General features: G+C 58.6%; 20 protein-coding genes and 1 pseudogene. 8 read left to right on the top strand and 13 right to left on the bottom strand.

Features of this window, described 5'->3' with window-relative positions; all coding sequences use genetic code 11:
• Window positions 1-37: 37 nt before the first annotated feature.
• Window positions 38-1618 carry a peptide ABC transporter substrate-binding protein gene (locus tag K290_RS0109715; RefSeq protein WP_028751738.1) on the bottom strand — a complete coding sequence of 527 codons (1581 nt, stop codon included), beginning with the start codon at window positions 1616-1618 and terminating at the stop codon, window positions 38-40.
• A 294-nt stretch (window positions 1619-1912) separates the two neighbouring features.
• On the opposite strand from K290_RS0109715, the gene bglA reads away from it, so the two are divergent.
• Entirely contained in the window at window positions 1913-3559 is a 1647-nt protein-coding gene (bglA, locus tag K290_RS0109710) for a beta-galactosidase BglA (RefSeq protein WP_028751737.1), read from the top strand.
• Here bglA and K290_RS0109705 read toward each other — a convergent pair whose 3' ends face one another.
• The 9 genes from K290_RS0109705 to K290_RS0109665 all read right to left on the bottom strand — a co-directional run bounded on the left by K290_RS0109705 (window position 3560) and on the right by K290_RS0109665 (window position 11967).
• A complete protein-coding gene (locus K290_RS0109705; RefSeq protein ID WP_028751736.1) occupies window positions 3560-3814 on the bottom strand; it encodes a type II toxin-antitoxin system RelE family toxin in 255 nt (84 codons plus the stop codon).
• Window positions 3811-4011, bottom strand: coding sequence for a hypothetical protein (locus K290_RS0109700; protein WP_028751735.1), 201 nt, complete (start codon window positions 4009-4011; stop codon window positions 3811-3813). The genes K290_RS0109705 and K290_RS0109700 overlap by 4 nt, the downstream gene beginning before the upstream one ends.
• A 138-nt stretch (window positions 4012-4149) precedes the next feature.
• Window positions 4150-5847 (bottom strand): adenine deaminase, encoded by a 1698-nt coding sequence (ade, locus tag K290_RS0109695; RefSeq protein WP_028751734.1) that lies wholly within the window; start codon window positions 5845-5847, stop codon window positions 4150-4152.
• A gap of 91 nt (window positions 5848-5938) precedes the next feature.
• Entirely contained in the window at window positions 5939-7267 is a 1329-nt protein-coding gene (gene aptA, locus K290_RS0109690) for an omega-aminotransferase AptA (protein ID WP_028751733.1), read from the bottom strand.
• 453 nt (window positions 7268-7720) lie between these two features.
• A complete protein-coding gene (locus tag K290_RS0109685) occupies window positions 7721-8038 on the bottom strand; it encodes an ArsR/SmtB family transcription factor (RefSeq protein ID WP_028751732.1) in 318 nt (105 codons plus the stop codon).
• A 116-nt stretch (window positions 8039-8154) separates the two neighbouring features.
• On the bottom strand, window positions 8155-8904 hold the full coding sequence (locus K290_RS0109680) for a HugZ family pyridoxamine 5'-phosphate oxidase (protein WP_028751731.1): 750 nt from the start codon (window positions 8902-8904) through the stop codon (window positions 8155-8157).
• A gap of 39 nt (window positions 8905-8943) precedes the next feature.
• Window positions 8944-9993, bottom strand: coding sequence for a choline ABC transporter ATP-binding protein (gene choV, locus K290_RS0109675; RefSeq protein WP_028751730.1), 1050 nt, complete (start codon window positions 9991-9993; stop codon window positions 8944-8946).
• Complete coding sequence (gene choW, locus K290_RS0109670; protein ID WP_028751729.1) at window positions 9990-10847, bottom strand: choline ABC transporter permease subunit; 858 nt, start codon at window positions 10845-10847, stop codon at window positions 9990-9992. Before choW ends, choV begins: the two co-directional genes overlap by 4 nt.
• A 172-nt stretch (window positions 10848-11019) precedes the next feature.
• Window positions 11020-11967: a choline ABC transporter substrate-binding protein gene (locus K290_RS0109665; RefSeq protein ID WP_425337585.1), complete on the bottom strand. Its 948-nt coding sequence runs from the start codon at window positions 11965-11967 to the stop codon at window positions 11020-11022.
• A gap of 243 nt (window positions 11968-12210) precedes the next feature.
• Here K290_RS0109665 and K290_RS33950 point away from each other — a divergent pair.
• From K290_RS33950 to K290_RS0109645, 4 genes and pseudogenes are all read left to right on the top strand, one after another.
• Window positions 12211-12791: pseudogene (locus tag K290_RS33950) on the top strand (thymidine kinase).
• A 108-nt stretch (window positions 12792-12899) separates the two neighbouring features.
• On the top strand, window positions 12900-13286 hold the full coding sequence (locus tag K290_RS0109655) for a c-type cytochrome (protein WP_028751727.1): 387 nt from the start codon (window positions 12900-12902) through the stop codon (window positions 13284-13286).
• An 80-nt stretch (window positions 13287-13366) separates the two neighbouring features.
• Window positions 13367-14389, top strand: a complete 1023-nt coding sequence (locus tag K290_RS0109650) for a hypothetical protein (protein ID WP_028751726.1) — start codon at window positions 13367-13369, stop codon at window positions 14387-14389.
• Window positions 14390-14577: 188 nt separating this feature from the next.
• Window positions 14578-15717, top strand: coding sequence for a DUF2333 family protein (locus K290_RS0109645; RefSeq protein ID WP_028751725.1), 1140 nt, complete (start codon window positions 14578-14580; stop codon window positions 15715-15717).
• 36 nt (window positions 15718-15753) lie between these two features.
• On the opposite strand, the gene K290_RS0109640 is transcribed toward K290_RS0109645, so the two are convergent.
• Window positions 15754-16485, bottom strand: a complete 732-nt coding sequence (locus K290_RS0109640; protein WP_028751724.1) for a response regulator transcription factor — start codon at window positions 16483-16485, stop codon at window positions 15754-15756.
• Between the two features lie 488 nt (window positions 16486-16973).
• Here K290_RS0109640 and K290_RS0109635 point away from each other — a divergent pair, with 488 nt between their 5' ends.
• Window positions 16974-17789: a COG3904 family protein gene (locus K290_RS0109635; RefSeq protein WP_245276510.1), complete on the top strand. Its 816-nt coding sequence runs from the start codon at window positions 16974-16976 to the stop codon at window positions 17787-17789.
• Window positions 17790-17802: 13 nt separating this feature from the next.
• Here K290_RS0109635 and K290_RS0109630 read toward each other — a convergent pair whose 3' ends face one another.
• Complete coding sequence (locus tag K290_RS0109630) at window positions 17803-18312, bottom strand: TIGR00645 family protein (protein WP_081670254.1); 510 nt, start codon at window positions 18310-18312, stop codon at window positions 17803-17805.
• A gap of 176 nt (window positions 18313-18488) precedes the next feature.
• On the opposite strand from K290_RS0109630, the gene K290_RS0109625 reads away from it, so the two are divergent.
• Window positions 18489-20168: a formate--tetrahydrofolate ligase gene (locus K290_RS0109625; protein WP_028751721.1), complete on the top strand. Its 1680-nt coding sequence runs from the start codon at window positions 18489-18491 to the stop codon at window positions 20166-20168.
• A gap of 24 nt (window positions 20169-20192) precedes the next feature.
• Here the strand turns inward: K290_RS0109625 and K290_RS0109620 are convergent, their stop codons facing one another.
• Window positions 20193-21068, bottom strand: a complete 876-nt coding sequence (locus tag K290_RS0109620; RefSeq protein WP_037135183.1) for an extensin-like domain-containing protein — start codon at window positions 21066-21068, stop codon at window positions 20193-20195.
• A gap of 279 nt (window positions 21069-21347) precedes the next feature.
• Between K290_RS0109620 and K290_RS0109615 the strand changes: the two genes are divergently transcribed.
• Window positions 21348-23570: a TonB-dependent hemoglobin/transferrin/lactoferrin family receptor gene (locus tag K290_RS0109615; RefSeq protein WP_028751719.1), complete on the top strand. Its 2223-nt coding sequence runs from the start codon at window positions 21348-21350 to the stop codon at window positions 23568-23570.
• Window positions 23571-23612 lie beyond the last annotated feature (42 nt).

Below are 23612 nucleotides of genomic sequence, written 5' to 3'. Positions count from 1 at the left end.
GGCCCCGCCCGGCAAAAGCAGGCGGGGCCTTTTCCTATTATTCTTTGACGGACAGCCAGCGAGTGCGGTGAATGTCCTGAATATTATCGACGAAGCCCTGGACCTTCGGAGCAACGATGTTCTGGGAAACGTAGTAGTAGATCGGGATCGCCGCGCTATCGTCGAGGGCCAACTGTTCGGCTTTCTTGTAGATCTCGGCGCGCTTCTTCAGGTCGGTCTGTTCGTTGCCCTGCTTGATCAGCGCATCGTAATCCGGATTGCTCCAGCGGCCGTAGTTCATCTCGACGCCGGTCGACAGCAGGTTCAGGAAGTTGATCGGATCGTTATAGTCGGCAAGCCAGCCGGCGCGGCCGATTTCCACCTGGCCGCGCTGCATTTCATCGTAATGCACCTTGGTTTCGGTGTTGTAGAGCTCGATATCGACGCCGAGCGGCTTCCACATGGCGGCGATCGCAACGGCGATGCGCTTGTGGTTGTCGTTAGTGTTGTAGCGAAGCTGTGCCTTCAGCGGGTGATCGGGGCCGAAGCCTGCATCCTTCAGCAGCTTCTTGGCCTCTTCGACCTTCTGCTTATAAGGCTCATCCTTCCAGCTCACGTAAGCCGGCTCGCCGTAGTTCGCCGTACCCGGCGGCACCCAGGAATACATCGGCAGCTCGCCGGTGCCGAGGATCTTCGGCCCGATGACTTCGCGGTTGACGGCCATGGAGAGAGCCTGGCGGACGCGCTTGTCGTTGAAGGGCGGCTTCGTGGCGTTCAGGACGTAGTAATAGGTGCCGAGGAACGGAACCACATGCGCTTGGCCGGGAAGGTTTTTCTGGATCCATTCGAACTGGTCGGCGGGGAACGACGTCAGAATATCGAACTCGCCGGCGCGATAGCGCTTCAGGGCGGCGGCTTGATCTTCCAGCGTATAGAAGTTCACCTTATCGATCTTGATGTCCTTTGCGTCATAGTACTGATCGTTCTTGACGTTGGTGACGTGCGAGCCGGGTACCCATTCGACCGGCTTATAGGGGCCGTTGGTGACGATGTTGCCGATCTTGACCCATTCGTCGCCCTTGGCTTCAACCACATGCTTCGGCAGCGGATAGGCCGTGTAGTGCATCAAGGCGTTCAGGAAGTAAGGGGTCGGATTTTCGAGCGTGATTTCCAGCGTCTTGTCGTCGATCGCCTTGACACCGAGCTGGCTGAGATCCTTGATCTGGCCCTTGTTGATCTTTTCCGCGTTCAAGATCGTATATTGCAGATAGGCATATTGGGCGGCGGTCTTCGGGTCCATCAGGCGCTGGAAAGCAAAGACGAAATCCTGAGCCGTCACTGGCTGGCCATCGGACCACTTGATGCCGTCGCGCAGCTTGAAGGTATAGACTTTCTGGTCTGGAGAAACAGTCCAGCTTGCCGCTTGGCCGGGGATCGGGTTGTCCTTAGGGTCTTCCGTTACCAAGCCTTCGAAAATGTCGCCGTCAATGCGGTTTTCCCAGTCGCCGGAAATTTTTTGCGGGTCGAGCGATGTGGGGTCGCCGCCGTTGTGGATATTGAGGGTTGCAGCATGTGCAGAGACGCTTAACAACGTGCCGACGAACGCCGACACGATAAACTTCTTGCTGAAATGAGTCATATCTTTCCCCACCTTTCTGGAGCTATGGGCCTTGTTTTTAAGGCTATTTTTATTCCCGCAGGTGACCTGTACGTGCAGGTCAATGTCGCAAGTTATCCGATGCAACGTCGCTTTCAAGTCCTAAAGCGAGCGGCGGCTCGAGGCTGTGAATATCTACATCGGCAATTTTCCGAAATCACCTCGCGAATTTTTTCACATTCAATCGCCGGTTCATCCTTCACCTGGCTTGCGGCTTGCCGCCCAAGGCTTAGTGTGCAATCTGAAGGGCGAGAGGAAATCGAGGCGGATTGTTTCATGAAATCAACGGGCAAAGCGGCGGGAGCCGATTGGTGGCGCGGCGCGGTGATCTATCAAGTCTATCCGCGGTCGTTTCAGGATACCGACGCCAACGGGCTTGGCGATATCAAGGGCATCACCCGCCGCCTGCCGCATATTGCCTCACTCGGCGTCGATGCCATTTGGCTGGCTCCGTTCTTCACCTCACCGATGGCCGATATGGGTTATGACGTTGCCGACTATTGCGACGTCGATCCGATCTTCGGTACTCTCGCCGATTTCGATGAGATGATGACGGCCGCACACGCGCTCGGCCTCAAGGTCATCATCGATCAGGTGATCTCGCATACATCGGATCGCCATCCCTGGTTTATCGAAAGCCGGGCAAGCCGCGACAATCCCAAAGCGGACTGGTATGTCTGGGCCGATCCGAAGCCGGACGGCACGGCGCCGAACAATTGGCTGTCGATCTTCGGCGGCCCGGGCTGGGAATGGGATGGCGTGCGCCGGCAATATTACCAGCACAATTTTCTGACCTCACAGCCGGACTTGAATTTCCACAATAGCGAAGTCCAGGATGCCGTGCTTACGGCGGTCAAGTTCTGGCTCGATCGAGGCGTCGATGGTTTCCGGCTGGATACGGTGAACTATTATTTCTGCGACAAGAAGCTGCGGGACAATCCGCCGGCCGCAATCGCCATCGGCGGGTTGGATGCCCCGGAGAGCAACCCCTATGGCATGCAGAACCATCTTCATGATAAGACGCAGCCGGAAAACATCGGTTTCCTGAAGCGCTTCCGCAAGCTGCTTGATCAGTATGACGGACGCACGACCGTCGGCGAAGTGGGCGATGGCGCTCGCTCGCTGCAGACGGTTGCCGCCTATACCAGCGGCGGCGACAAGCTGCACATGTGCTATACGTTCGATCTTCTCGGACCGGACTTTACACCGGACCATTTCCGCCGCTGCGTCGGCGACTTTCAGGAGATCGTCACCGACGGTTGGGTCTGCTGGGCCTTTTCGAACCATGACGTAAACCGTCATGTCAGCCGGTTTGCCGAAACGGAGGCCGAGCAGCCGCGTGTCGCCAAATTGGCGATTTCCTTGCTATCCACCTTGCGCGGTTCGATCTGTCTTTATCAGGGTGAAGAATTGGGCCTGCCCGAGGCGGAACTTGCCTTTGAGGATCTTCGGGACCCTTATGGCATTCGCTTCTGGCCAGCCTTCAAGGGCCGCGACGGGTGCCGCACGCCGATGCCCTGGGAGGCAAGCCGGGTGCATGCGGGCTTTTCCACGGCCGAGAAATCATGGCTGCCGGTGCCTTATCAGCACGCGTCACTCGCCGTCGACAAGCAGGAGACGGATGCGCAATCCGTTCTTCACCACTACCGCGAGACGCTGGCCTTTCGAAAGCGGCATACCGCGCTCGTCGACGGCGACATGACCTTTCTCGATACCAAGGAGGACGTCCTCGCCTTTACGCGCAGGAAGGACGGCGAAACGCTGCTCTTTGTCTTCAACCTGTCTCGGGAGCCGGTAAAGGTCGCTTTGCCAAAGGGGATCAAGGTGGCGAAGACCGTGCCGATGCCGGGCTTTGCGACCGCCAGCGCCAGCGAGGTGGTGAGCCTTGCGGCACTGGATGTGTTCTGCGGGCAGACGGGATGATCAGCGCAAAAGCTTGTCATAGTCGGTGTGAGATCCGATCCAGAACCAGATGAGATATTCCCCATCCGCTACGGCAAGCGCACGCCACGAAATTCCCACACGGGCTGACCAGAAGCGTCCCACTTGCTTGAAATGAAGCGACGGGTGCTTCGGATTCGATTTCAAAAGTTCGAAGTTGCGATCGGCAAGTTCTTGGACGTGTTTTGGCAGCTTTTCATAAGCTTGCCAGAATGTCGGCGTCGCATGATGTTTCACAACGCCCTAGTCTTTCCTGCCCGGAAATCGGCGAGGGCTTTGTCTGCTATTTGGTCCAACTTACCCGCGTTGATATCGGCCTTGATCTGATTGTCCCAACGAGCTGCCCGCAAAGCTTCAAACCATTCGGCGAACGCCTTGAAGTCGTCTGGTCCGAGGTCGGTGATGTTTTTCTCAATCTGCTCAAGCTTCGTCATGAGTATTTTCCGTTGCCGAGTGATTTTGCCTTGCGATGAAAAGATAACAATATGTGCTGGTCAATTGGAGTCCCAGCGCGTGAAATGTTTCGCTGTAGGCTTCAAACGGCTGCGATGGAAGGAAATTTCGTCGAGTTATCACCCAATCAGCATAAACTTGTCGACATCGACGAGACCGCGGTCCGAGATCTTCAGATGCGGAATGACCGGCAGCGGCAGAAAGGCGAGCTGCAGGAAGGGCTCTTCCAGCGTCGCGCCGAGGGCGTAGGCCGCCTGACGCAGGTGGTGCAGCGTATCGCGCACGGTTTCATAGGGCTCGAGGCTCATCAGGCCGGCGACGGGCAAAGCGATTTCGCCGGTGACCACGCCATTTTCGACGACGACGAAGCCGCCATTGATTTCGCTCAGGCGGTTGGCGGCTTGAGCCATATCGTCTTCATTGACGCCGACGACGCAGATATTGTGACTGTCGTGACCGACCGTCGAGGCGATCGCGCCCTTCTTCAAGCCGAAGCCCTGGACGAAACCATTAGCATGATTGCCATTCTTGCCGTGCCGCTCGATGACGGCCACCTTGATCACATCGTTGCCGAGATCGATATCGGTCTGGTTGCCCTTGACCGGCAGGCGGTAACGGCGATGCTGCGTGATGATTTTGCCGGGGGTGACGCCGATCACGGAGCTTTCGCCCTCGGTCACTGGCACGCCGAAATCGGCGGCGTTGATCGGGCGCGCTTTGACGCTGTCGAGACCGACCGGGGCGACGGATTTGCGGGTGGCGAAAAGCTCCGCAGTGACGCGCCGGCCCGCGGAGAAGACGGTCTCCGCCTTGCAGTTCTCCAGACTGTCGATGACGACCAGATCGGCGCGCCAGCCGGGCGCCACCAGGCCGCGGTCGCGCAGGCCGAAGGCGCGGGCGGCCGAGATGGAGGCGGCGCGATAAATCGCCAGTGGCTCGACGCCGTGGGCGATCGCGGTACGGATCATATAATCAAGATGGCCCTGTTCGGCGATGTCGAGCGGATTGCGGTCGTCGGTGCAAAGCGCCAGATAAGGCGACAGGCGCTCCGTCAAGATCGGCATCAGGGCGTGCAGGTCCTTGGAGACCGAGCCTTCGCGCACCAGGATATGCATGCCCTTGCGGATCTTTTCGAGCGCTTCTTCGGCGGTGGTCGATTCATGTTCGGTGCGGATACCGGCGGCGAGATAACCATTGAGGTCTTTCCCGCGCAGCAGCGGCGCATGGCCGTCGATATGGCCGCCCTGAAAGGCGTCGAGCTTGGCCATGCAGACGGGGTCCTTGTGCACGACGCCCGGAAAATTCATGAATTCCGCAAGGCCGATGACTTTCGGATGATGGCGGAAGGGCAGGAGCCGCTCGATCGGCAGATCGGCTCCTGACGTCTCAAGATGCGTTGCCGGCACACAGGAGGAGAGCTGCACGCGGATGTCCATGATGGTTTCCAGCGAACAATCCAGAAAATACTGGATGCCTTCCGCGCCGAGGACATTGGCGATCTCGTGCGGATCACAGATGGCGGTGGTCACGCCATAGGGCAGGACGCAGCGGTCGAACTCATGCGGCGTCACCAGCGAGGATTCGATATGCAGATGCGTATCGATGAAGCCGGGGACGACAATCCGGCCGCAGATGTCGATTTCCTTGCGGCCCTGATAGGTGCCGCAGGTGCCGACGATGCGATCGCCGCAGATGGCGATATCCGAGGCGACGAGTTCGCCTGTCACCAGATCGAAGAAGCGGCCATTTTTCAGAACGATGTCCGCAGGCTCGCGGCCGACGCCCTGGTCGATGTAGCGTTCAAGTTCGGCTGACATGGCTTTTCCTCGCATAAAGTTTGCCCCTCATGCCCGACCATTCTGCAATTGCAATGGGGGTATGAGGGGCTGATTCTGAAGAGACTAAGCCTCAGATATTATTCTGCAAGATGTCCCTGAGCTTGCCGAAGAGTTCGTCGATATGGTGCTTTTCGATGATCAGCGGCGGGGAGAGTGCGATGATGTCGCCGGTGGTGCGGATCAGCAGGCCTTTTTCATAGGCCTTCAGGAAGGTGGTGAAGGCGCGTTTGGTGGGTTCGCCGGCGATGGGGTCGAGTTCGATGGCGCCGATCAGGCCGGTGTTTCTGATGTCGATGACGTTCGGGCAATCCTTCAGGGAGTGTAGTGCATCTGCCCAATAGTCCGAAAGCTCGGCGGCGCGTGTGAGCAGGCCTTCTTCCTTGTAGGTATCGAGCGTCGCGAGAGCCGCGGCAGAGGCAATCGGGTTGCCGGAATAGGTATAGCCGTGGAAGAACTCGATCATGTGCTCGGGTCCCTGCATGAAGGCGTCGTGAATTTCCGATGTCACGAATACCGCGCCCATCGGAATGACGCCGTTGGTCAGGCCCTTGGCGGTGGTGATCATGTCCGGGAGGACATCATAATATTGCGCGGCGAAGGGGGTGCCGAGGCGGCCAAAGCCGGTGATGACTTCATCGAAGATCAAAAGGATGCCGTGCTTGGTGCAGATTTCGCGCAGCTTCTGCAGATAGCCCTTCGGTGGAATCAGCACGCCCGTGGAGCCGGCGACGGGCTCGACGATGACGGCAGCGATGGTAGAGGCATCATGCAGAGTGACGATACGTTCAAGTTCGGTGGCGATGTCGCCACCATGCTCGGGCTCGCCGCGCGTGAAGGCGTTCTTGCCCGGAAGATGGGTGTGGGGCATATGGTCGACGCCGGTCAGCAGCGTACCGAACATCTTGCGGTTGGACACGATACCGCCGACGGAGATACCGCCGAAGTTGACGCCGTGATAGCCGCGCTCGCGGCCTATGAGGCGGAAACGCGAGCCGTTGCCTTTCACGCGATGGTAGGCGAGCGCCACCTTAAGCGCGGTTTCGACGGATTCAGACCCCGAATTGGTATAGAGAACGTGGTTCATGCCCTGTGGCGCGATGTCCACCAGCCGGTTGGCCAGCTCGAAAGCCTTGGGATGGCCGAGCTGGAAGGCCGGCGCATAATCGAGTTCGCCCGCCTGCTCGCGAATGGCCTCAGTGATCTTCGGCCGGCAGTGGCCGGCATTGACGCACCAAAGGCCGGCCGTTCCGTCCAGCACTTGTCGCCCATCATGGGTGGTATAGTACATATCCTTGGCGCCGACGAAGAGACGTGGTTCCTTCTTGAACTGGCGATTGGCCGTAAACGGCATCCAAAAGGCGCGCAGATCGTTGGGGGTGGCATTCAGACGGTCGGACATGCTGTTCTCCATGGCCATTCGGGGGCCATTTCCCGATCGCGGCCATGGGCCGCGTGATTATTTACTGCCCGGTCAAATTATCAGTCGGCCCCTTGGCGTCAAGACAAAGGTGGCTGTGGGACAGCGTGCGGATCTAAAGCTCGTCGCGATCTTTCAGATTCGCCCCCCGCTTTATCGCCTTGTTTGTGCATGTCGTTTCCGCAAAACCGCCGCACACTTTTGCGCGACATGCATTAGTCAGGCCTGTCTCGGCCATTGCGCCGTTGGATTTGGCTGACAGCCGTGGCCTGCAAGGTGCTTGTCTAAGGACAAGACGCGAAAAGGCTGGCAAATTGGAAATTTGCCAGCCAAATCATTTATATAAGTGGTGATGAAAGAGGCCTGATCTTAAGGCTGGAAGCAATCGCTTCCTTGTAGATCCCGCCCCGACATACTTAGAGCCAGTTTTGGCTATTAAGCAGCCGATCTACTTTTTTCCGGTTCACAATAAATGTCTTCCAGCGTTTCGAGAACACGGATCACCGAGTCTGAAGTGCTGGAGTAGTAAATCGTTTGAGCATCACGACGGGTCTTCACCAGCTTCTGGGCGCGGAGCTTCGAAAGATGCTGAGAGAGCGCAGATTGGCTGAGCCCCACCTGATTGGCCAATACACCAACCGGAACTTCACCCTTGACCAGGCTGCAAAGAATCATAAGGCGCTTCGGGTTCGCCATAGCAGATAATAATGCTGCCGCCACGTTGGAGTGTTCGGCCAAATTTCTTGTCTTCATCTTTTAATCTTCCTAATGCGGAGCGTACATCAGAAATTGCGGGGTATTTTTTAATCGGGGAATTAATCCGATAAGTAACAATACCAATATAGGCCAAAGATTGTATATACCTAAATTTAAGGTATCGAGTATGCTATTTTAGATATGTATGTATGAGTGTCCTGCAACTCCCCCAAGGGTGGGTCAAATTCCCATCTTAACGCCTCATCTCCCCGAATTAGGTCGATTCCTGCCATATCTAGGCCATAAATACGCCAATTTTTACCGGCCGACCCTCTTAGGCTACTCACTATAATTGTAATGATACAAGGATAGCAGGCTAGTAATTCTCGCACTATCGCATCGGCCTGTTCAGCAAGCATCTCATTGGCCGGCGAAAGAATCATCAGATCGTTGCCCGTCAGAGTATATGCTTTTCCGAAGCCGCCATTCAGGCTGGCGGCAATCGGTATGAGACGGAAGAAGCAGAAATCGGCAAAGTCGGCATAGAGTTTTGCTTTGGGATGCCGGGCAAGAAAGCGCATGCGAATGCGTCCATATAGACGGTTTTCGCGATCGACGCGCTCAGCACTGCACTGGACGCTGAGGCGCGGATAGGCAAGCGGGTCGCCTTTGCCAGGTTCGCCGAAGAGGACAGAGGCGCGCTGATCTTTCGACAGCGCCTTGGTATGGGCTGAAAGGCCCGAGACAAGAATGACAGGCACGCCGTCGATATCCGTGCCGGTCAGCACGCGGCTCACGGAAGGGAAGCCTGTTTGCGGATCGATGACGGCTAGAGACCCATAGCGGGCAGAGCGCAGCAGGATACGTGCCTGCTTGCGCGCCTCATCATCGGTTTCCCGGAGCACGGATGGTTTATCGTTCATAGGCTCTCTCCCGCAGGGCGGGAGAGAGCCTATGATAAACTACTCTCGCCGCCGGTGGCTGGTGAGGCCAGCCACGACATCCTGGGCGGAAATCGTCCCGATAATCACGCCGTTGTCAACGACGCCGATGCTGCCGGGCTGATGTGTCAGAGCGTCGAGGATATCGACGAGCGGGGTCGTTGCCGTTGCCGTCGCGGTGACCGAGCCGCCTGCCGCGGAGTGGCCAAGCCCCTGTTGCATGACATCGCGGGCGGTCAACATGCTGATCGGGTTCATGTGCTGCACGAAGTCGGCAACATATTGGTCGGCGGGGTTCTTGACGATTTCCTGCGGCGTGCCGCACTGGATGATCCGCCCGCTCTCCATGATCGCGATGCGGTTGCCGATGCGAAAAGCCTCGTCGAGATCGTGGCTGACGAAGAGGATCGTTCGCTTCAGGCGGCGCTGGAATTCCAAAAGTTCGTCCTGCAGGCGTGTGCGGATCAACGGATCGAGGGCCGAGAACGGCTCGTCCATCAATAGGATCGGCGCGCCGGTCGCAAAAGCGCGGGCGAGGCCGACGCGCTGTTGCATGCCGCCGGAAAGTTCGTTGACCTTACGGTTTGCCCACTGCGTCAGGTTGACGAGCTGCAACTGTTCATCGACACGTTTCTTGCGCTCGGTCTCGGGCACGCCGGCCAGCTCCAATCCGAAGCCGACATTGTCGGCGACGGTGCGCCAGGGCAGCAGCGCGAACTGCTGGAACACCATGGAAACGGTATGCATGCGCAGGTCGCGCAGCGCCTTGGGATTACAGCTATAGGGGTTGACCGGTCCGCTCTTGCTGTTGACGACGACATCGCCGCGCACGACCGGCGCCAGGCCATTGACGGCACGCAGTAGCGTCGACTTGCCGGAGCCGGACAGGCCCATAAGGACAAGAATTTCGCCCTCTTCGATCTCGAGCGTGGCGTTGGCGACGCCGAGCACCAGGCCGGTCGCCTTGCCGATCTCGTCGCGCGTTTTGCCAGCATCGGCAAGCTTGAGCGCTGTCTCGGGACGATCACCGAAAATGATGCTGACGTTTTTGAAGCCGACGGCGGTGGTCATGACTGTTCTCCTTCGCCGGGGACACGGAACATGCGGTCGAGAATGATCGCCAGGATGACGATGCAGGCGCCGGAATCGAAGCTCTTGGCGACATTGACGCTATTCAGGGCACGCAACACCGGCACGCCGAGGCCAGGCGCACCGACGAGGGCGGCGATGGACACCATGGAGAGCGAGAGCATGATCGTCTGGGTCAAGCCGGCCATGATCTGCGGTGTCGCGAAGGGAAGCTCGACCTTGCGCAGCACCTGCCGCTGCGTTGCGCCAAAGGACTCGGCAGCTTCGACGAGAGACGGCGGCGTCGAGATGATGCCGAGGCGGGTCATGCGGATCGGCGCGGGAATCGCGAAGACGACGGTTGCGACGAGACCAGGGACCATGCCGAGGCCGAGCAGGATCATCGCCGGCACCAGATAGACAAAGGTCGGGATGGTCTGCATCAGGTCGAGAACCGGCCGCATGAAGGCATAGAGCCAGGGGCGGCGGGCGGCAGCGATGCCGAGCGGAACACCGACGAGCATGCTGACGAAGGTCGAGGCCAGCACCAGCGCCAGCGTCTCCGTCGTTTCCTTCCAATAGCCCTGGTTGATGGTGATCAGCAGACCGATCAAGGTCAGGGCAGTGACCGGAATGCTCCGGCGCAGCCAGTAGGCAATGGCCGTGAAAACGACGACGACGACCAGCGGATGCGGCGCCTGCAGGACAAACAGCAGCGCATTGATCACATGGGCGACGACATAGGAAAGTCCGTCGAAGAACCATGTGACGTTGCTCGTCAGCCAATCCACGACGGCCTTGGCCCATGGACCGATGGGGATGCGATAATCGGTTAACCAGTTCACGTCTTTGCCCACCATTGGGGCGGCGATTCCGGATGTCTCATGTGGGTCCGGATGCGGCCGCCGGAGAATAACGGCCTATGGCGCCGCGCGGGTCGCTGCCCGATATATGGCGCAATAGGAGGGAAACAGTCTTCCGTTCACCGGAAGAGAAAGGGGCGGTTGAGCCGCCCCTTATCCCCGGATGTTACAGGCCGAGTTTGGACTTGACTGCCGCAAGCCCGTCGCCGCCGTCCTTGGTGGTGACACCAGCGAGCCAGGGGGTGACGGCGGTCGGATTCGCCTTCAGCCATTCTGTGGCGGCCGCTTCCGGCTCCTTACCGTCGTTCAGGATTTTACCCATGATCTCGTTTTCCATCGGCAGCGAAAAGACGAGGTTTTTGACGAAGGTGCCGACATTGGGGCATTCCTGCAGGTAGCCTGCGCGGACGTTGGTATAGACGGTCGCGCCGCCGAAGTTCGGTCCGAAGATGTCGTCACCGCCGGTGAGATAGGTCATTTTGTAGGTGGTGTTCATCGGATGGGGAGCCCAGCCGAGGAAGACGATCGGCTTGCCTTCCTTGTCGGCCCGCGAAACCTGGGCCAGCATGCCCTGCTCGGAGGACTCGACCACTTCGAAGCCCTTGAGGCCGAAGGTGTTCTTGTCGACCATGTCAATGACCAGGCGGTTGCCGTCATTGCCCGGCTCGATGCCGTAGATCTTGCCGTCGAGATCATCCTTGTGCGTGGCGATATCCTTGAAGTCCTTGATACCGAGTGCCGCGCCCTTTTCATTTGTCGCCAGCGTGTATTTCGCACCTTCGAGATTGGGGCGAACGGTTTCGACCGACTTGTCGGCGGCAAACGGTTTGATGTTCTCGGCCATCGAGGGCATCCAGTTGCCGAGGAAGACGTCGATGTCCTTGTTCTTCAACGACTGATAGGTCACCGGCACGGCGAGCACTTTGACGTCGGTGTCGTAGCCAAGGGCCTTCAGGAGGACGGAGGCCGTGGCCGTAGTGGAGGTGATGTCGGTCCAGCCGACATCGGCGAAATGCACGGTGCCACAGCTTGCCGGCTCAGCGGCCGACGCGGTGGTTGCTCCCAGCATCAAGGTGGAGAGAGCTGAGGCGAAGGCAAATGCGGTAAAAGTCATTTTTATCATTGTGTGACTCCCAGTGTAACGTTCCCAAGCAACCACCAATAACTGACATTTTCAAGCGACCTCATTGTATTTGCGTCGGTTTGCAGGGGCTGATTGCGACTCCGCGATGTTTTTTCACCCATGCGCTGCCGGGCCGATCTGGCTCCGTCCGGGCTCCGTAATTCCTGTGGTTTTTGCCGAAGGCGTCTTTCCTTCCCGCAATGGAGAACCCATGAAGCGCTCAAGGAGAATATCATGGCCAAGCTCTACTTCCACTATTCGACGATGAATGCGGGCAAATCGACCATGCTGCTGCAGGCGGCCTACAACTACCAGGAGCGCGGCATGCGGACGGTGCCTTCATCGCCGCGCTCGACGATCGCGCCGGTCGTGGCAAGATCGCCTCGCGCATCGGTCTCGAGATGGCCGCTACGCCCTTCGGTGAAACGGACGATCTCTTCGCGATGGTGGACAATTTGCACGCCGAGGAAGCGCTGGCCTGCGTCTTCGTCGACGAGGCGCAGTTTCTGTCGCGCGACCAGGTCTGGCAGCTTGCCCACATCGTCGATCGGCTCGGCGTGCCGGTCATGGCCTATGGGCTGCGCACCGATTTCCAGGGCAAGCTGTTTCCAGGCTCGCAGGAACTTCTGACGATTGCCGACGAGATGCGCGAGGTGCGGACAATCTGCCATTGCGGCCGCAAGGCGACGATGCTGGTGCGCCTGGACGGACAGGGCAGGGTGGTGCATGAGGGGGCGCAGATCGAGATCGGCGGCAGCGACAAATATGTTTCCCTCTGCCGCCGTCACTGGGAGGAGGCCATGGCCGGGGAATGAAGCGCCCGCGGCATTGCGTCATCCGGCAGGTAGCGGCGAACTGCTCTATGGTCGTGGCGATCGGGACCGTGTCCAGGCATTCGCCAGGCATTCGATGGTGGAGGAAACATGAAATTGCGCCGTCTGACGGCCTCAGCCGCCGTTCTTTTTTCCGCTTCGTCAGCGCTAGCCGACGGAGACGCCGTTGCCGGTGCGGCTGTCTTCAAGAAGTGTGCCGTCTGTCACACAGCGACCGAACATGAGAATCATGTGGGGCCGTCGCTGATGGGCGTGATCGGTCGTCCCGTCGCCACCGTGCCGGACTACAACTATTCGCCGGCAATGAAAGCGTTCGGTGCCGACGGCAAGGTCTGGGACGAGGCGCTGCTGCGAAAATACCTGCCCAGTCCGCAATTCCTGGTGAAAGGCACGAAGATGACTTTCCCCGGTTTGAAGAGCGACAAGGATTTGGAAAATCTGATCGCCTATCTGAAGAGCCCGGCTGCCGCACATTGAGGCAAGTTGGACGCTAAGGCATTTTCTTTGCGCATTGAAGCGGTTAGTCTCGCAGGCAACGGCAATTGAGAGACGCTTTCATGGTCAAGGTCCATCCCCTCGACGGCGAGATCGACAAGGCTCGTGCGACGCTCGACGACGCGATCAAGGGCATGGATGCGGCGAATGCCGCACTCGGCGGTAACGCCAAAAGCAACGGCCGTCTCGATGCCATCAATTTCCCGGTGGAAGAGGCGTTGGTGCGCGAGACGATCGAACTGCTCGGTCGCTGGAAAATCCTGGCGCTGTCGCTGGTGAAGCAACTCGATCTTCTTACGGCGACTGCGGACTTGCAGCACCGACGGCTGTTCGATGAGAAGGCTGGGATCGACACGTCGGGGCTGCTCGGGCGTCGGATCGGGCAGGGTCATGCCAAGCCGGCGTCGATTGCGGCCGATATCGAGGCGGCGCTGGCAGCTTCGGCTTTGCTCGATGCGCAGTTCAAGACCGTCCGGCAGGTGCTTGTTCGCACCTTTCGCGATTGCGAGGCGCATCTGGTGCGGGTCATCGATCGGCGGCAACACATCGAGGTCGAGATAGAGGAAGTGCAGCGCAAGGCAGATGCGTTAATTCCCGGAATTTTCGACCGGCGCAGCAGCATTTCCTCTGCTCGCGATGCAGGTTCGCGATCCGAATTGGAGGCGGAATATAGCAGGCTGGTTGCCGACCGAGATGATCTCCATGAGCAGGAACGGGCACTGCAGCCGGGGCGGGCGGCGTTGCAGCGGCTGATCGATATCTACGAGGAATTGGCGAACGTCCTGAACGTGCAAATTGCCGCCGTCAATGCGATGGCGGGCAAGCTTGCCGTCGACATCGAGCAGCGGATTGCCTTGCTCAAGGCGGTGATATCGGAAGCGGTGCCACCGCTTCCGGCCGCCGAAAGGCCAACGGCAGTTGCCGCTCTGATTGCGGCTTTCGAGGCGAACGTGCTTGCGGGGCACGATCTCGCAGCTCGCAAGGCTCGTGCCGATGACGTCTTTACGCGGCGGCTGGAGCCGCACCTGCTGGCAGCGCAGGCGGCGGTCGTCGAGCCGTCGGCAGAAACCGAGCCGGAGACCTGATCTTTGATTGAAAAACGACAACAGCCGGTTGCTGTCTTCTTCGGGAACACATATCTGCTTGAACGAGAATAGCTATATGCCTCCGTATGCGCGAAAATCCGCAGTGTTTTTCGGCTTATGCGCAGGCGTGAGATGTCCTGCGTTCATTGCTCGTCCAAGGGACGCGCGGCGCAGCAAAGGAGAAGTTCATGCTTGATTCGATCGCTGCGTTCTTCAAGCGGATCGGCCGCGCCATTGCTCGCGGCCTGGGGCTTCTCGTCGTTTGGCTACTCTGGCCCTTTCTTGCCGCTCACGGCTGGTACCGGCAGCGCAATTTGCTGATCAAGCTGCCGATTGCCGTTTTCCTGGCGCTGATCGGGACGCTCTATATCTATTTTATCTGGCAGACGCAGGCCTGGAGCGGCTTCGATGCCAACTATCCCGATGTCTACAAGTTTTCAGACCGCAAGGTCGGGGCAGGGCAGGAACTTCCGGCAGTGAATGGACAGCAGGCCGTCGCGAATGCGCCGAAGAGCTGCCAGACCTCCGCGATCGTCGACGTCACCGCCGATCTCACCGATTTCAACGTCAACCAGAATGCCTGGATATCCTCGATGCTGCTCTACAAGCTGGGGTTCTTCGGCATAAACTGGGACGATACGCCTTTCCTTGACAATAAGGCGGCTTTTCAGCGCGGTGTGAACCAGGCGGTGCGGCGCACGTCGGTGGAATTGGTCGATACGCTTGGCCGCGTGCGCGGCACATCCGGTATCAACAGCGATCTGCAGAGCGCCCGGGGCAATCTGCAATTCGACGAAACGAGCTGGTATTTCGGCATGCGCCCCTTTGGTCCGAAGACGCCGACGCCGAGCTATTATCGTGCTGCAATCGGCAGTCTGCGCAAATTCAATACCGATCTCGGCACTTGCAACGCTGTTTTCGACAGCCGCGCCGACAATCTCCTGCAATTCATCGATCGTGTCGCCAACGACCTCGGCAGTACGTCTGATATCCTGGCGGAGCGCTCGGAAAACCACAATTACGGCTGGTTCGACATGCGCGCCGACGACCGCTTCTGGTTCGCCTATGGTCAGCTCTATGGCTACTACGGCATCCTCAGCGCCGTTGGCGCCGATTTCCAGCAGGTCATCGCCGAGCGTAATCTTGGTACGCTCTGGACCGGTACGATGAAACAGTTGCAAGCCGCTTTGCGGATCCAGCCCGCTATCATTTCGAACGGGCGCGAAGACGGCTGGATCATGCCGAGTCATCTCGCGACGATGGGATTCTACATCCTGCGTGTGCGCTCGAATCTGGTCGAAATGCGCACCGTTCTCGGCGGCCGTTAAAGGGCAAAGGGGTTCTTAGGGAATAGGCTGAAACGATTAACTGATCAGTTTCAAACGGATGGCCTTGGCGACCAACTGTGTGCGATTGACGCAATCGAGCTTCCGGATCGCGTTGGTCATATAGGCGTTGACCGTGTGATCGGAGAGCGAAAGAATCTGGCCGATTTCGACGGACGTTTTGCCCTGCGCCGTCCAGCGAACCACTTCCAGCTCGCGGGCGGAGAGCATATGCGGCACGGAACCGTCGTTGCGCCTGATGCAGTTGTAGGTGTCCAGTCCCTGCAGCATGATCATTGTGAGCTCGTTGAGCTCGCTTTGTCCGAGACTGTTGCGATTGCCCATGAACCAGAAGACAAGACGCTGTCCGTCAGAGGAATTGATGGGAATGACGACGCCCATCGTGCAATTGTTGTTGGTGAAGAGCGTGCGCAGCTCGCGCGGCAGGTCCAAATCGTGGGCGGTGCTTTTTTCCAGCAGGTGCCACGGACGCGGCATCACCGACTCCCGCACACGCATCAGCATGGAGCAGCGGCGAAGCAACTGATGGCGATCGAAATCCCGCAGGAACTGCGGCGGCATAGAGCCTTCGATGACCAGCGGCGTCAGCATGGAATCTTCGGAAACAGGAGCGTTCATGAGCGCTGCGTGACTGAAGCCGAAAGCGGAACTCGTCCGCTCCAAAGCCTGCGCAAAAGCTGTCTGACTCCGGGCTGCGGCCAACTCGGCGGAAAGCAATAATTGTCTCTCGGCGGTTATGAAATAGGACATTTGGATGTAAGCGCCCACAGCGTGTTATCGGTATCAAATACCGGATTTCCGGGCGAATGCTAGAGACAAATTTGCGACACCAATCAGAAATAGTCCCATTTTCATATGTCTTAATATGGTAAAGTTCTGATTTGTATTACTTTTCCGAAAACTGGTTTTTTTGGGCAAAAATTATGCGTCCTCGTTTTCCCCATCAAGACACTTGTGCGGGGCTCGCGAAACCATGCGATGGCCGGCGGAAATGCCAACCGATCGCCTTGGCGAGGGTTGAGGGCAGACTATCGAGGCTTGCCTTGCGAAGGTCAAAAGCGATTGCTATCGGTCTTTCATAGCAATCGCTTCCAGGCTTCTATTTCATGATCTTACATTTGTTCCCGCAGCGTCTCGCTCGGTGTTGCCAAGGGGCCTTGTGTTTCCTGACAACAGTTTTTCTTCTGTTGCTTTCCTTCACCTCCGCTGAGGCTGCGGGCTCTGCCGCCGGTCAGTCCATGGACTTCATTTTGGTGCACGGTGACATGGCCTGGTGCCGCGCCGACAACAACTGCACGGACTGGATCTCCGCCGAAGGGCAGATCATGGCGGATTCGCCGAAGAAGTTGCAAAGGCTGCTGAAACGCCTCGGTGGCAGGAAACTGCCGATCGTCGTCAGTTCGCCGGGCGGCGACGTACGGGCGGCCATGGAGATGGCCTATGCCATCCGCAAGCAGAAACTCGCGATCGCGGTCGGAAGGACGCGCTCGCGCGATTGCCCCTATTCCGAGCCGATCTGTTCGGCTGCCCGCGCCAAGGATGGTTCCATCAAAGGCGAGACATTTTCCCTCGGTGCCATCTGTTTTTCGGCCTGCCCGCTGTTTTTTGCCGGCGGCGTCCAGCGCGTCTCTAGCCCCTTCGCGCTCCTCGGCGTTCATCAGATCACCACGACCTATAGCGAAGTGCGCGTCCAATACCGCACCGAATACGAAATGGTGAATGGCAGGCGTAAGATTCTCTCCAAACAGGAGGTGGGGCGCAAGTTCGTCGGCAAGCATGATACGACCAAGCTCGACAAGCGGCAGACGGCGAGGCTCGTCGATTTCCTCAAAGAAATGGGCATCGACAAATCGCTGGTCGGTCTGATGCTCGGCACCGCGCCGACGTCGATCCATCTCATCGCGCAGATGGATGCGCTGAAGCTGAAATTGACGACTGAGCTTGCAGCCGCCGATCAGCTTGTTGCCGCGAAGGGCTGCAAGGACAAGCAACCGATTGCGGAGTGCGCTGCACCGACGCCCGTCTCGGCTGCGCCGGTGGCTGTCGGCGAATAACGACGCTTTCGGTTCAGGCGTCCTTGGCTTTGGCCTTCGCCATGATCTTTTCCAGATAGCCGAGCAGAAGCGCCGAGACGACGAAGGCGAGGTGCATGATGGTCAGCCACATCAGCTTGCCGTTTTCGTATTGAGTGGCGTTGAGGAAGATCTGCAGCAGGTGGATCGACGAAATGGCGACGATGGAAGAAGCAACCTTGATCTTGAGGCTGCCGGAATCGAGCTTGCCGAGGAAGGAGACTTCGTCATCGGCCTCGTCGAAGCGGCTGACGAAATTTTCGTAGCCGGAAATCATCACCATGACGATGAGGCTGGCCACCAGTGCAGCATCGATAAGGCCGAGAATGGCGAGGATCATGTCCGCCTCGTCATACTCAAAAACGCCGGCGGCGACCTTTAGGAATTTGTAGCCGAACGAGACGGCATAGATCGCAAGCGCGGCCGCAAGGCCGAGATAGAAGACCACCAGAATCCAACGGCTGGAGAGGATGATGCGCTCGACCAGTAGTTCCAGGGACTTCATGCCTTATCCTTTTCCGTTCGTCCTGCAGCCCGCCTGGGAAAATAGGGTCGTCCGCGCTTTGCTGCAAGGCAGCATGGTTTCAGGAAGGACCGCAAAGTGCAGCTATTCACAGTGGATATTTATTGGGCTATCCCGGCAGGGTGAATGCCTCCATGTTCAGGGCGGGAACGGGTTCCATGACAGCGGTAAAATCCGATATAGAAATCGCGCGCGCCGCAAAGAAATTGCCGATCGCCGAGATCGGCGCCAAGCTCGGCATTCCTGTGGAAGACCTTGCGCCCTACGGGAATGACAAGGCGAAGATTGGGGCAAAGTTCATCGCTTCGAAAGCGGGCAACAAGGACGGCAAGCTGATCCTCGTCACCGCCATCAATCCGACGCCGGCAGGCGAGGGAAAGACGACGACGACCGTCGGCCTTGGCGATGGGCTGAACCGCATCGGCAAAAAGGCGATTGTCTGCGTGCGGGAGGCCTCGCTCGGACCCTGCTTCGGCGTGAAGGGCGGTGCGGCGGGCGGCGGTTATGCGCAGGTCATCCCCATGGAAGACATCAACCTGCATTTCACCGGGGATTTCCATGCTGTCACCTCGGCCCACAATCTTCTGGCGGCGCTGATCGACAATCATATCTATTGGGGCAACGAGCAGAATATCGATGTCCGCCGCATCACATGGCGGCGCGCCATGGATATGAACGACCGGGCGCTGCGCGATATCGTCACCTCGCTCGGCGGCGTGGCCAACGGTTTCCCACGCGAGGGCGGTTTCGACATCACCGTCGCGTCCGAGGTCATGGCCATCCTCTGCTTGGCTGCCGATCTGAAGGATCTGGAAAAGCGGCTCGGCAACATCATCATCGGTTATCGCCGCGACCGCATGCCGGTCTATGCCCGTGATCTTAAGGCGGACGGGGCAATGGCGGTGCTGCTCAAGGACGCGATGCAGCCGAACCTGGTACAGACGCTGGAGAACAATCCGGCTTTGGTGCATGGCGGCCCCTTCGCCAACATTGCGCATGGCTGCAATTCGGTGATTGCCACGCGCACGGCGCTGAAGCTCGGCGACTATGTCGTGACCGAAGCGGGCTTCGGCGCCGACCTTGGCGCGGAAAAATTCTTCGATATCAAGTGCCGCAAGGCCGGTCTTTCACCCGATGCGGCCGTTATCGTCGCGACGGTGCGGGCCCTCAAGATGAATGGCGGTGTCAGGAGGGAAGATCTCGGCCAGGAGAATGTCGGAGCTCTCCTGAAAGGCTGCGCCAACCTCGGGCGGCACGTCGCCAATGTCCGCAAATTCGGCGTGCCGGTCGTCGTTGCCATCAATCACTTCATCTCGGATACGGATGCGGAAGTCGAGGCGCTGAAGAATTACGTGGCACGGCTCGGTGCCGAGGCGATCCTTTGCCGCCATTGGGCCGAGGGATCGGCGGGCATCGAAGAGCTTGCCTATAAGGTGGTCGAGCTTGCCGAATCCGGTCAGGCGAGGTTCCAGCCGCTTTATCCCGATAATCTCTCCCTGCTCGAAAAGATCGAAATCGTCGCTTCGAAGATCTACCACGCCGGCGAGGTGACCGCCGACAAGGCCGTGCGCGATCAATTACGCTCCTGGGAGGATCAAGGCTACGGCCATTTGCCGGTCTGCATGGCGAAGACGCAATATTCCTTTTCGACGGACCCGAACGTTCGCGGCGCGCCGGAGGGTCATATCGTGCCTGTCCGCGAAGTGCGCCTCTCCGCCGGCGCCGGCTTCGTCGTCGTCATTACCGGCGAGATCATGACTATGCCGGGCCTGCCGAAATCGCCGGCGGCAGAACGGATTTTCCTCAATGATCAGGGATATATCGAGGGATTGTTTTAAGTTCTGAATCCGGTGCAGTTGGATTTAGTGGCAATATCTGAACTCGCCGTTCCTCTTCAGCACGTCCAGATGGAAATGCGTCTCGTGTGCGGCGTCGCTGTTCGGGTCGAGGACGGTTGTGAAATAGAGGCAGGCGGAGGCGCTGGCGCTGCGCTGGAATGCGCCGGTTAACGTCGGATCTTCCTGGCGCGGCTCGATGCCGACGGTCTCGCCATTTTCGAAGGTGAAGCTGGCGATGTCGATGGCATTGCCGCGGGCATGTTCCGAAATCTTGCCAGTGGTCGCGTTGTTGCGCAGGCGGCAGATATAGGTCGAAGCCTGGTTGATCGTGGTAATCCGGCCGTTGTCCTTGAGGGCGGCTGCGGCGGCGGGGATTACGCTCTCCTTCATCCAGTGGGCGAGCGCCAGGGCGGCCTCGCAGCGCATCGTGCCTTCCGGTTTCATCTTGATATCCGGCAATGGTTCGGAGAGGGCAATCGGCTTGTCGATGCCGCAGCCGTTGCCGTCATCAATGCGGGGAGTGTCTTTGAATACCGCCCCTATGGCGCTCAATTCCTTGAGGCAGGCTTGATGCTCATCATCCGACTCCGCCGCGACCGTCGGGGGCGGTTTGGGCGGCCCCTGCATTTCCCTCTCGGTCGGTTCGGTCTCGGAAGTCTCGGGTTTTTGTGCGGGTATCGGCGCCGCACTAGGCTCTTCGGTTTGTCCGCTATCGGGCTTGGACTGTAGCAGCGGACCGGTCCCGGATTCCTCCGGCTTTTGTGCCGGTATCGGCAGTTCATTGGGCGATTGGGTTTGTTCGCTGTCCGGCTTGGGCTGCGGCATGGGGCCGGTTTCGGGAAGGGAGGCTGCCGTCAACATGGCGACGGCGGTCGTGACGGAGATGATCCGGAGCAGCATCAAGTATTTCACCCATCTCTAGTGGCAATGCCGGGAGAACGCTCGATGCAGCGATTTCGTTGCAATTCAGCAACTTTATCGATCAGCTTTTAAACATGATAAATCTATTCATATTTATCATGCCTCAATATATTGACAATAGTAGTCATGTTTTTTATGCGGCAGAAAGAAGGCGGAAATTGCTCCGCTTCGTTCAACGAAAAGAACCCAGCCAGCCCCTTGCGTGCGTCAGAAGGCACCAACCAGCCAGCCCGGTGAATCAATTCGAAAGGAATGGTTATGGTTGTTCGGCGATCTCGCTCGGTTCTCTTGGCGTGCACGGCGTTTCTGGCCCTTGGGCTCGGCACGGCCTCTTATGCGCAGACGGCAAATCAGAATGATGCGACCGCAGACGGAGCGGCGGCGAAGAGCGGCCGCGCAACGGAGCTGAAACCAATCGTGGTCAAGGGGAAGGCGTCGAAGGACGTGCTGGCCGACTCGCCGACGACCACCGAGACGACGGCCAAGGAGATCGACGACAATCAGATCAGCCGTATCGAGGATCTTGGCCGCAGCACCGAAGTCGGTGTTGGCTTCGACCGCACCAGCGGCAGCGTCAATATTCGCGGCCTCGAAGACGACCGCGTGCTGACGACGATCGACGGTATCGAGGTTCCGTTCCTGCTCGACGGCGCTCGCGCTGCGGACGGCGGCGTCAACAGCTTCGATTTCAACACGCTTTCGACGGTCGACGTCGTGCGCGGCGCAGATTCCAGCCGCGCTGGTTCCGGTGCTCTTGGCGGCGCTTTCGTGTTGCGCACGCTGGAGCCGGAAGATCTGATCACGCCTGGTTCGACCTGGGGCGGCGTCTTCAAACTCGGCTACAACGGCGATGACCGCAGCGTCGGCGGCTCGGCCGCAGTTGCCAAGCGCATCGACAATACCGCTGTTCTTTTCGAGGGCGGATATACGCACGGACATGAGCTGGAAAACAACGGCGACGTCGGCGGCTACTCCATCAAGCGCACCAAGGCCGATCCGGCCAACTACAACCAGCGCAATGGCCTCTTCAAGATCCGCCAATACACCGATGTCGGAACTTTTGGCATTACGGCCGAACACTACAATAAAGATACAGATATCGATGCCATGCATCTGCAGAGCCCGACCGGAAACTTCCGGCCGGGCAACTACGATACGACCGACAATATCGAGCGCAACCGCGTTTCGCTCGACTATAAATACGAGGCCGACAGCGCCGACTCGTTGGTCGACACCGCCAATTCGGTCTTCTACTGGCAGAACCTGATGCGCGAGAACGGCGCCGAGGGTTATCGCTATACCTCCGTCATCGGCGATTATTGGCGCCGCAACGAGGTCGAGGATCGCAGCATCGGCTTCAACGGCAATGCCTCGAAGTCCTTCGACACCGGCAGCCTGCATCACAACGTCACCTTCGGCCTCGACGTCGCCTTCACCAAGACGCATCAATATTCGGCCGGCGGCGATAGCTGCAATCTTCCTCGTTGGGCCGCGTCTTGCGCATTCCTGCACACCAACCAGTCCGATATGCCCGATGTCGACGGCAAGCGCGCCGGCGCCTTCATCGACGACAAGATCGAGATCGGCCCCAGCGGCTTCTCGCTGACGCCGGGCCTGCGCTTCGATTGGTATGACTACTCGCCAAAGAATACCGACGCCTATAGCGACAGCGCCAACTATGCCGGCATGCCGTCCGGACAGTCCGACACCCGCTTCTCGCCGAAGCTGCGCGCGGCCTACCAACCGCAGAACAATGTCGAGCTTTATGCTCAATGGGCAATGGGCTTCCGCGCGCCGAATGTCAGCGAACTTTACCTGAACTACGGCGTGCCCGGCGGCTATGTCAGCTACGGCAATCCCGATCTGAAGCCGGAAACCAGCAATGGCGTCGAAATCGGCGCGAACCTCGGCGATGACGATTTCGGCGGCCATATCGGCGGCTTCTACAACAAGTATAAGAACTTCATCGACAGCGAGACTTCCGTCGATCCAACGCGTACTTACCCGTTGGGGATCACAGAATACTTCAATCGCGACAACGTCCGCATCTTCGGCGTTGAGGTCAATGCGCATAAGAAGTTCGACAATGGCATGCATATCAAAGGCGCGCTTGCCTATGCCAATGGCAAGGACTCCGATTCCGGCGAATGGCTCGATTCCGTCGCTCCGGCAAAAGCGGCCTTCACCGTCGGCTATGCCACCGAGATCTGGGGAACCGACCTGACCTTCATCACCGCGACAAGCGAGCCGAAGAAGGATGGCGACAGCTTCCGCACGCCAGGCTACGGCATCTTCGACCTGACGGGATGGTGGGAGCCGGAGCAGGTGAAAGGGCTGACGGTACGGGCAGGCGTCTACAATATCTTCAACAAGACCTATTACGACGCACTCAACGTCGCCTCGACCAGCCTGACGCAACCGCACGAGTTCTATTCGGAGCCTGGCCGGACCTTCAAGCTGACGCTGACGCAGAAGTTCTGAGCGATCTCATCGTGATGGATGAGAGAGGGCGGTGCTTCGGCA

Source organism: Rhizobium leucaenae USDA 9039 (assembly GCF_000426285.1).
In the GTDB taxonomy this organism is placed as follows: Bacteria; Pseudomonadota; Alphaproteobacteria; order Rhizobiales; family Rhizobiaceae; genus Rhizobium; species Rhizobium leucaenae.
Note: the sequence above shows the minus strand (reverse complement) of the source record. Positions and strands in the feature narration are given on the sequence as shown.

What these genes read in the sequence shown, in the direction of transcription:
- aptA (WP_028751733.1), bottom strand. Translation starts at nt 7,267, where the DNA reads ATGTCCGACCGTCTGAATGCCACCCCCAACGATCTGCGCGCCTTTTGG.
- K290_RS0109625 (WP_028751721.1), top strand. Translation starts at nt 18,489, where the DNA reads ATGACAGCGGTAAAATCCGATATAGAAATCGCGCGCGCCGCAAAGAAA.
- K290_RS0109680 (WP_028751731.1), bottom strand. Translation starts at nt 8,904, where the DNA reads ATGAACGATAAACCATCCGTGCTCCGGGAAACCGATGATGAGGCGCGC.
- K290_RS0109685 (WP_028751732.1), bottom strand. Translation starts at nt 8,038, where the DNA reads ATGAAGACAAGAAATTTGGCCGAACACTCCAACGTGGCGGCAGCATTA.
- choV (WP_028751730.1), bottom strand. Translation starts at nt 9,993, where the DNA reads ATGACCACCGCCGTCGGCTTCAAAAACGTCAGCATCATTTTCGGTGAT.
- K290_RS0109615 (WP_028751719.1), top strand. Translation starts at nt 21,348, where the DNA reads ATGGTTGTTCGGCGATCTCGCTCGGTTCTCTTGGCGTGCACGGCGTTT.
- K290_RS0109665 (WP_425337585.1), bottom strand. Translation starts at nt 11,967, where the DNA reads ATGACTTTTACCGCATTTGCCTTCGCCTCAGCTCTCTCCACCTTGATG.
- K290_RS0109630 (WP_081670254.1), bottom strand. Translation starts at nt 18,312, where the DNA reads ATGAAGTCCCTGGAACTACTGGTCGAGCGCATCATCCTCTCCAGCCGT.
- ade (WP_028751734.1), bottom strand. Translation starts at nt 5,847, where the DNA reads ATGTCAGCCGAACTTGAACGCTACATCGACCAGGGCGTCGGCCGCGAG.
- K290_RS0109620 (WP_037135183.1), bottom strand. Translation starts at nt 21,068, where the DNA reads ATGCTGCTCCGGATCATCTCCGTCACGACCGCCGTCGCCATGTTGACG.
- K290_RS0109700 (WP_028751735.1), bottom strand. Translation starts at nt 4,011, where the DNA reads ATGACGAAGCTTGAGCAGATTGAGAAAAACATCACCGACCTCGGACCA.
- K290_RS0109645 (WP_028751725.1), top strand. Translation starts at nt 14,578, where the DNA reads ATGCTTGATTCGATCGCTGCGTTCTTCAAGCGGATCGGCCGCGCCATT.
- K290_RS0109655 (WP_028751727.1), top strand. Translation starts at nt 12,900, where the DNA reads ATGAAATTGCGCCGTCTGACGGCCTCAGCCGCCGTTCTTTTTTCCGCT.
- K290_RS0109715 (WP_028751738.1), bottom strand. Translation starts at nt 1,618, where the DNA reads ATGACTCATTTCAGCAAGAAGTTTATCGTGTCGGCGTTCGTCGGCACG.
- K290_RS0109640 (WP_028751724.1), bottom strand. Translation starts at nt 16,485, where the DNA reads ATGTCCTATTTCATAACCGCCGAGAGACAATTATTGCTTTCCGCCGAG.
- bglA (WP_028751737.1), top strand. Translation starts at nt 1,913, where the DNA reads ATGAAATCAACGGGCAAAGCGGCGGGAGCCGATTGGTGGCGCGGCGCG.
- K290_RS0109635 (WP_245276510.1), top strand. Translation starts at nt 16,974, where the DNA reads ATGGACTTCATTTTGGTGCACGGTGACATGGCCTGGTGCCGCGCCGAC.
- K290_RS0109650 (WP_028751726.1), top strand. Translation starts at nt 13,367, where the DNA reads ATGGTCAAGGTCCATCCCCTCGACGGCGAGATCGACAAGGCTCGTGCG.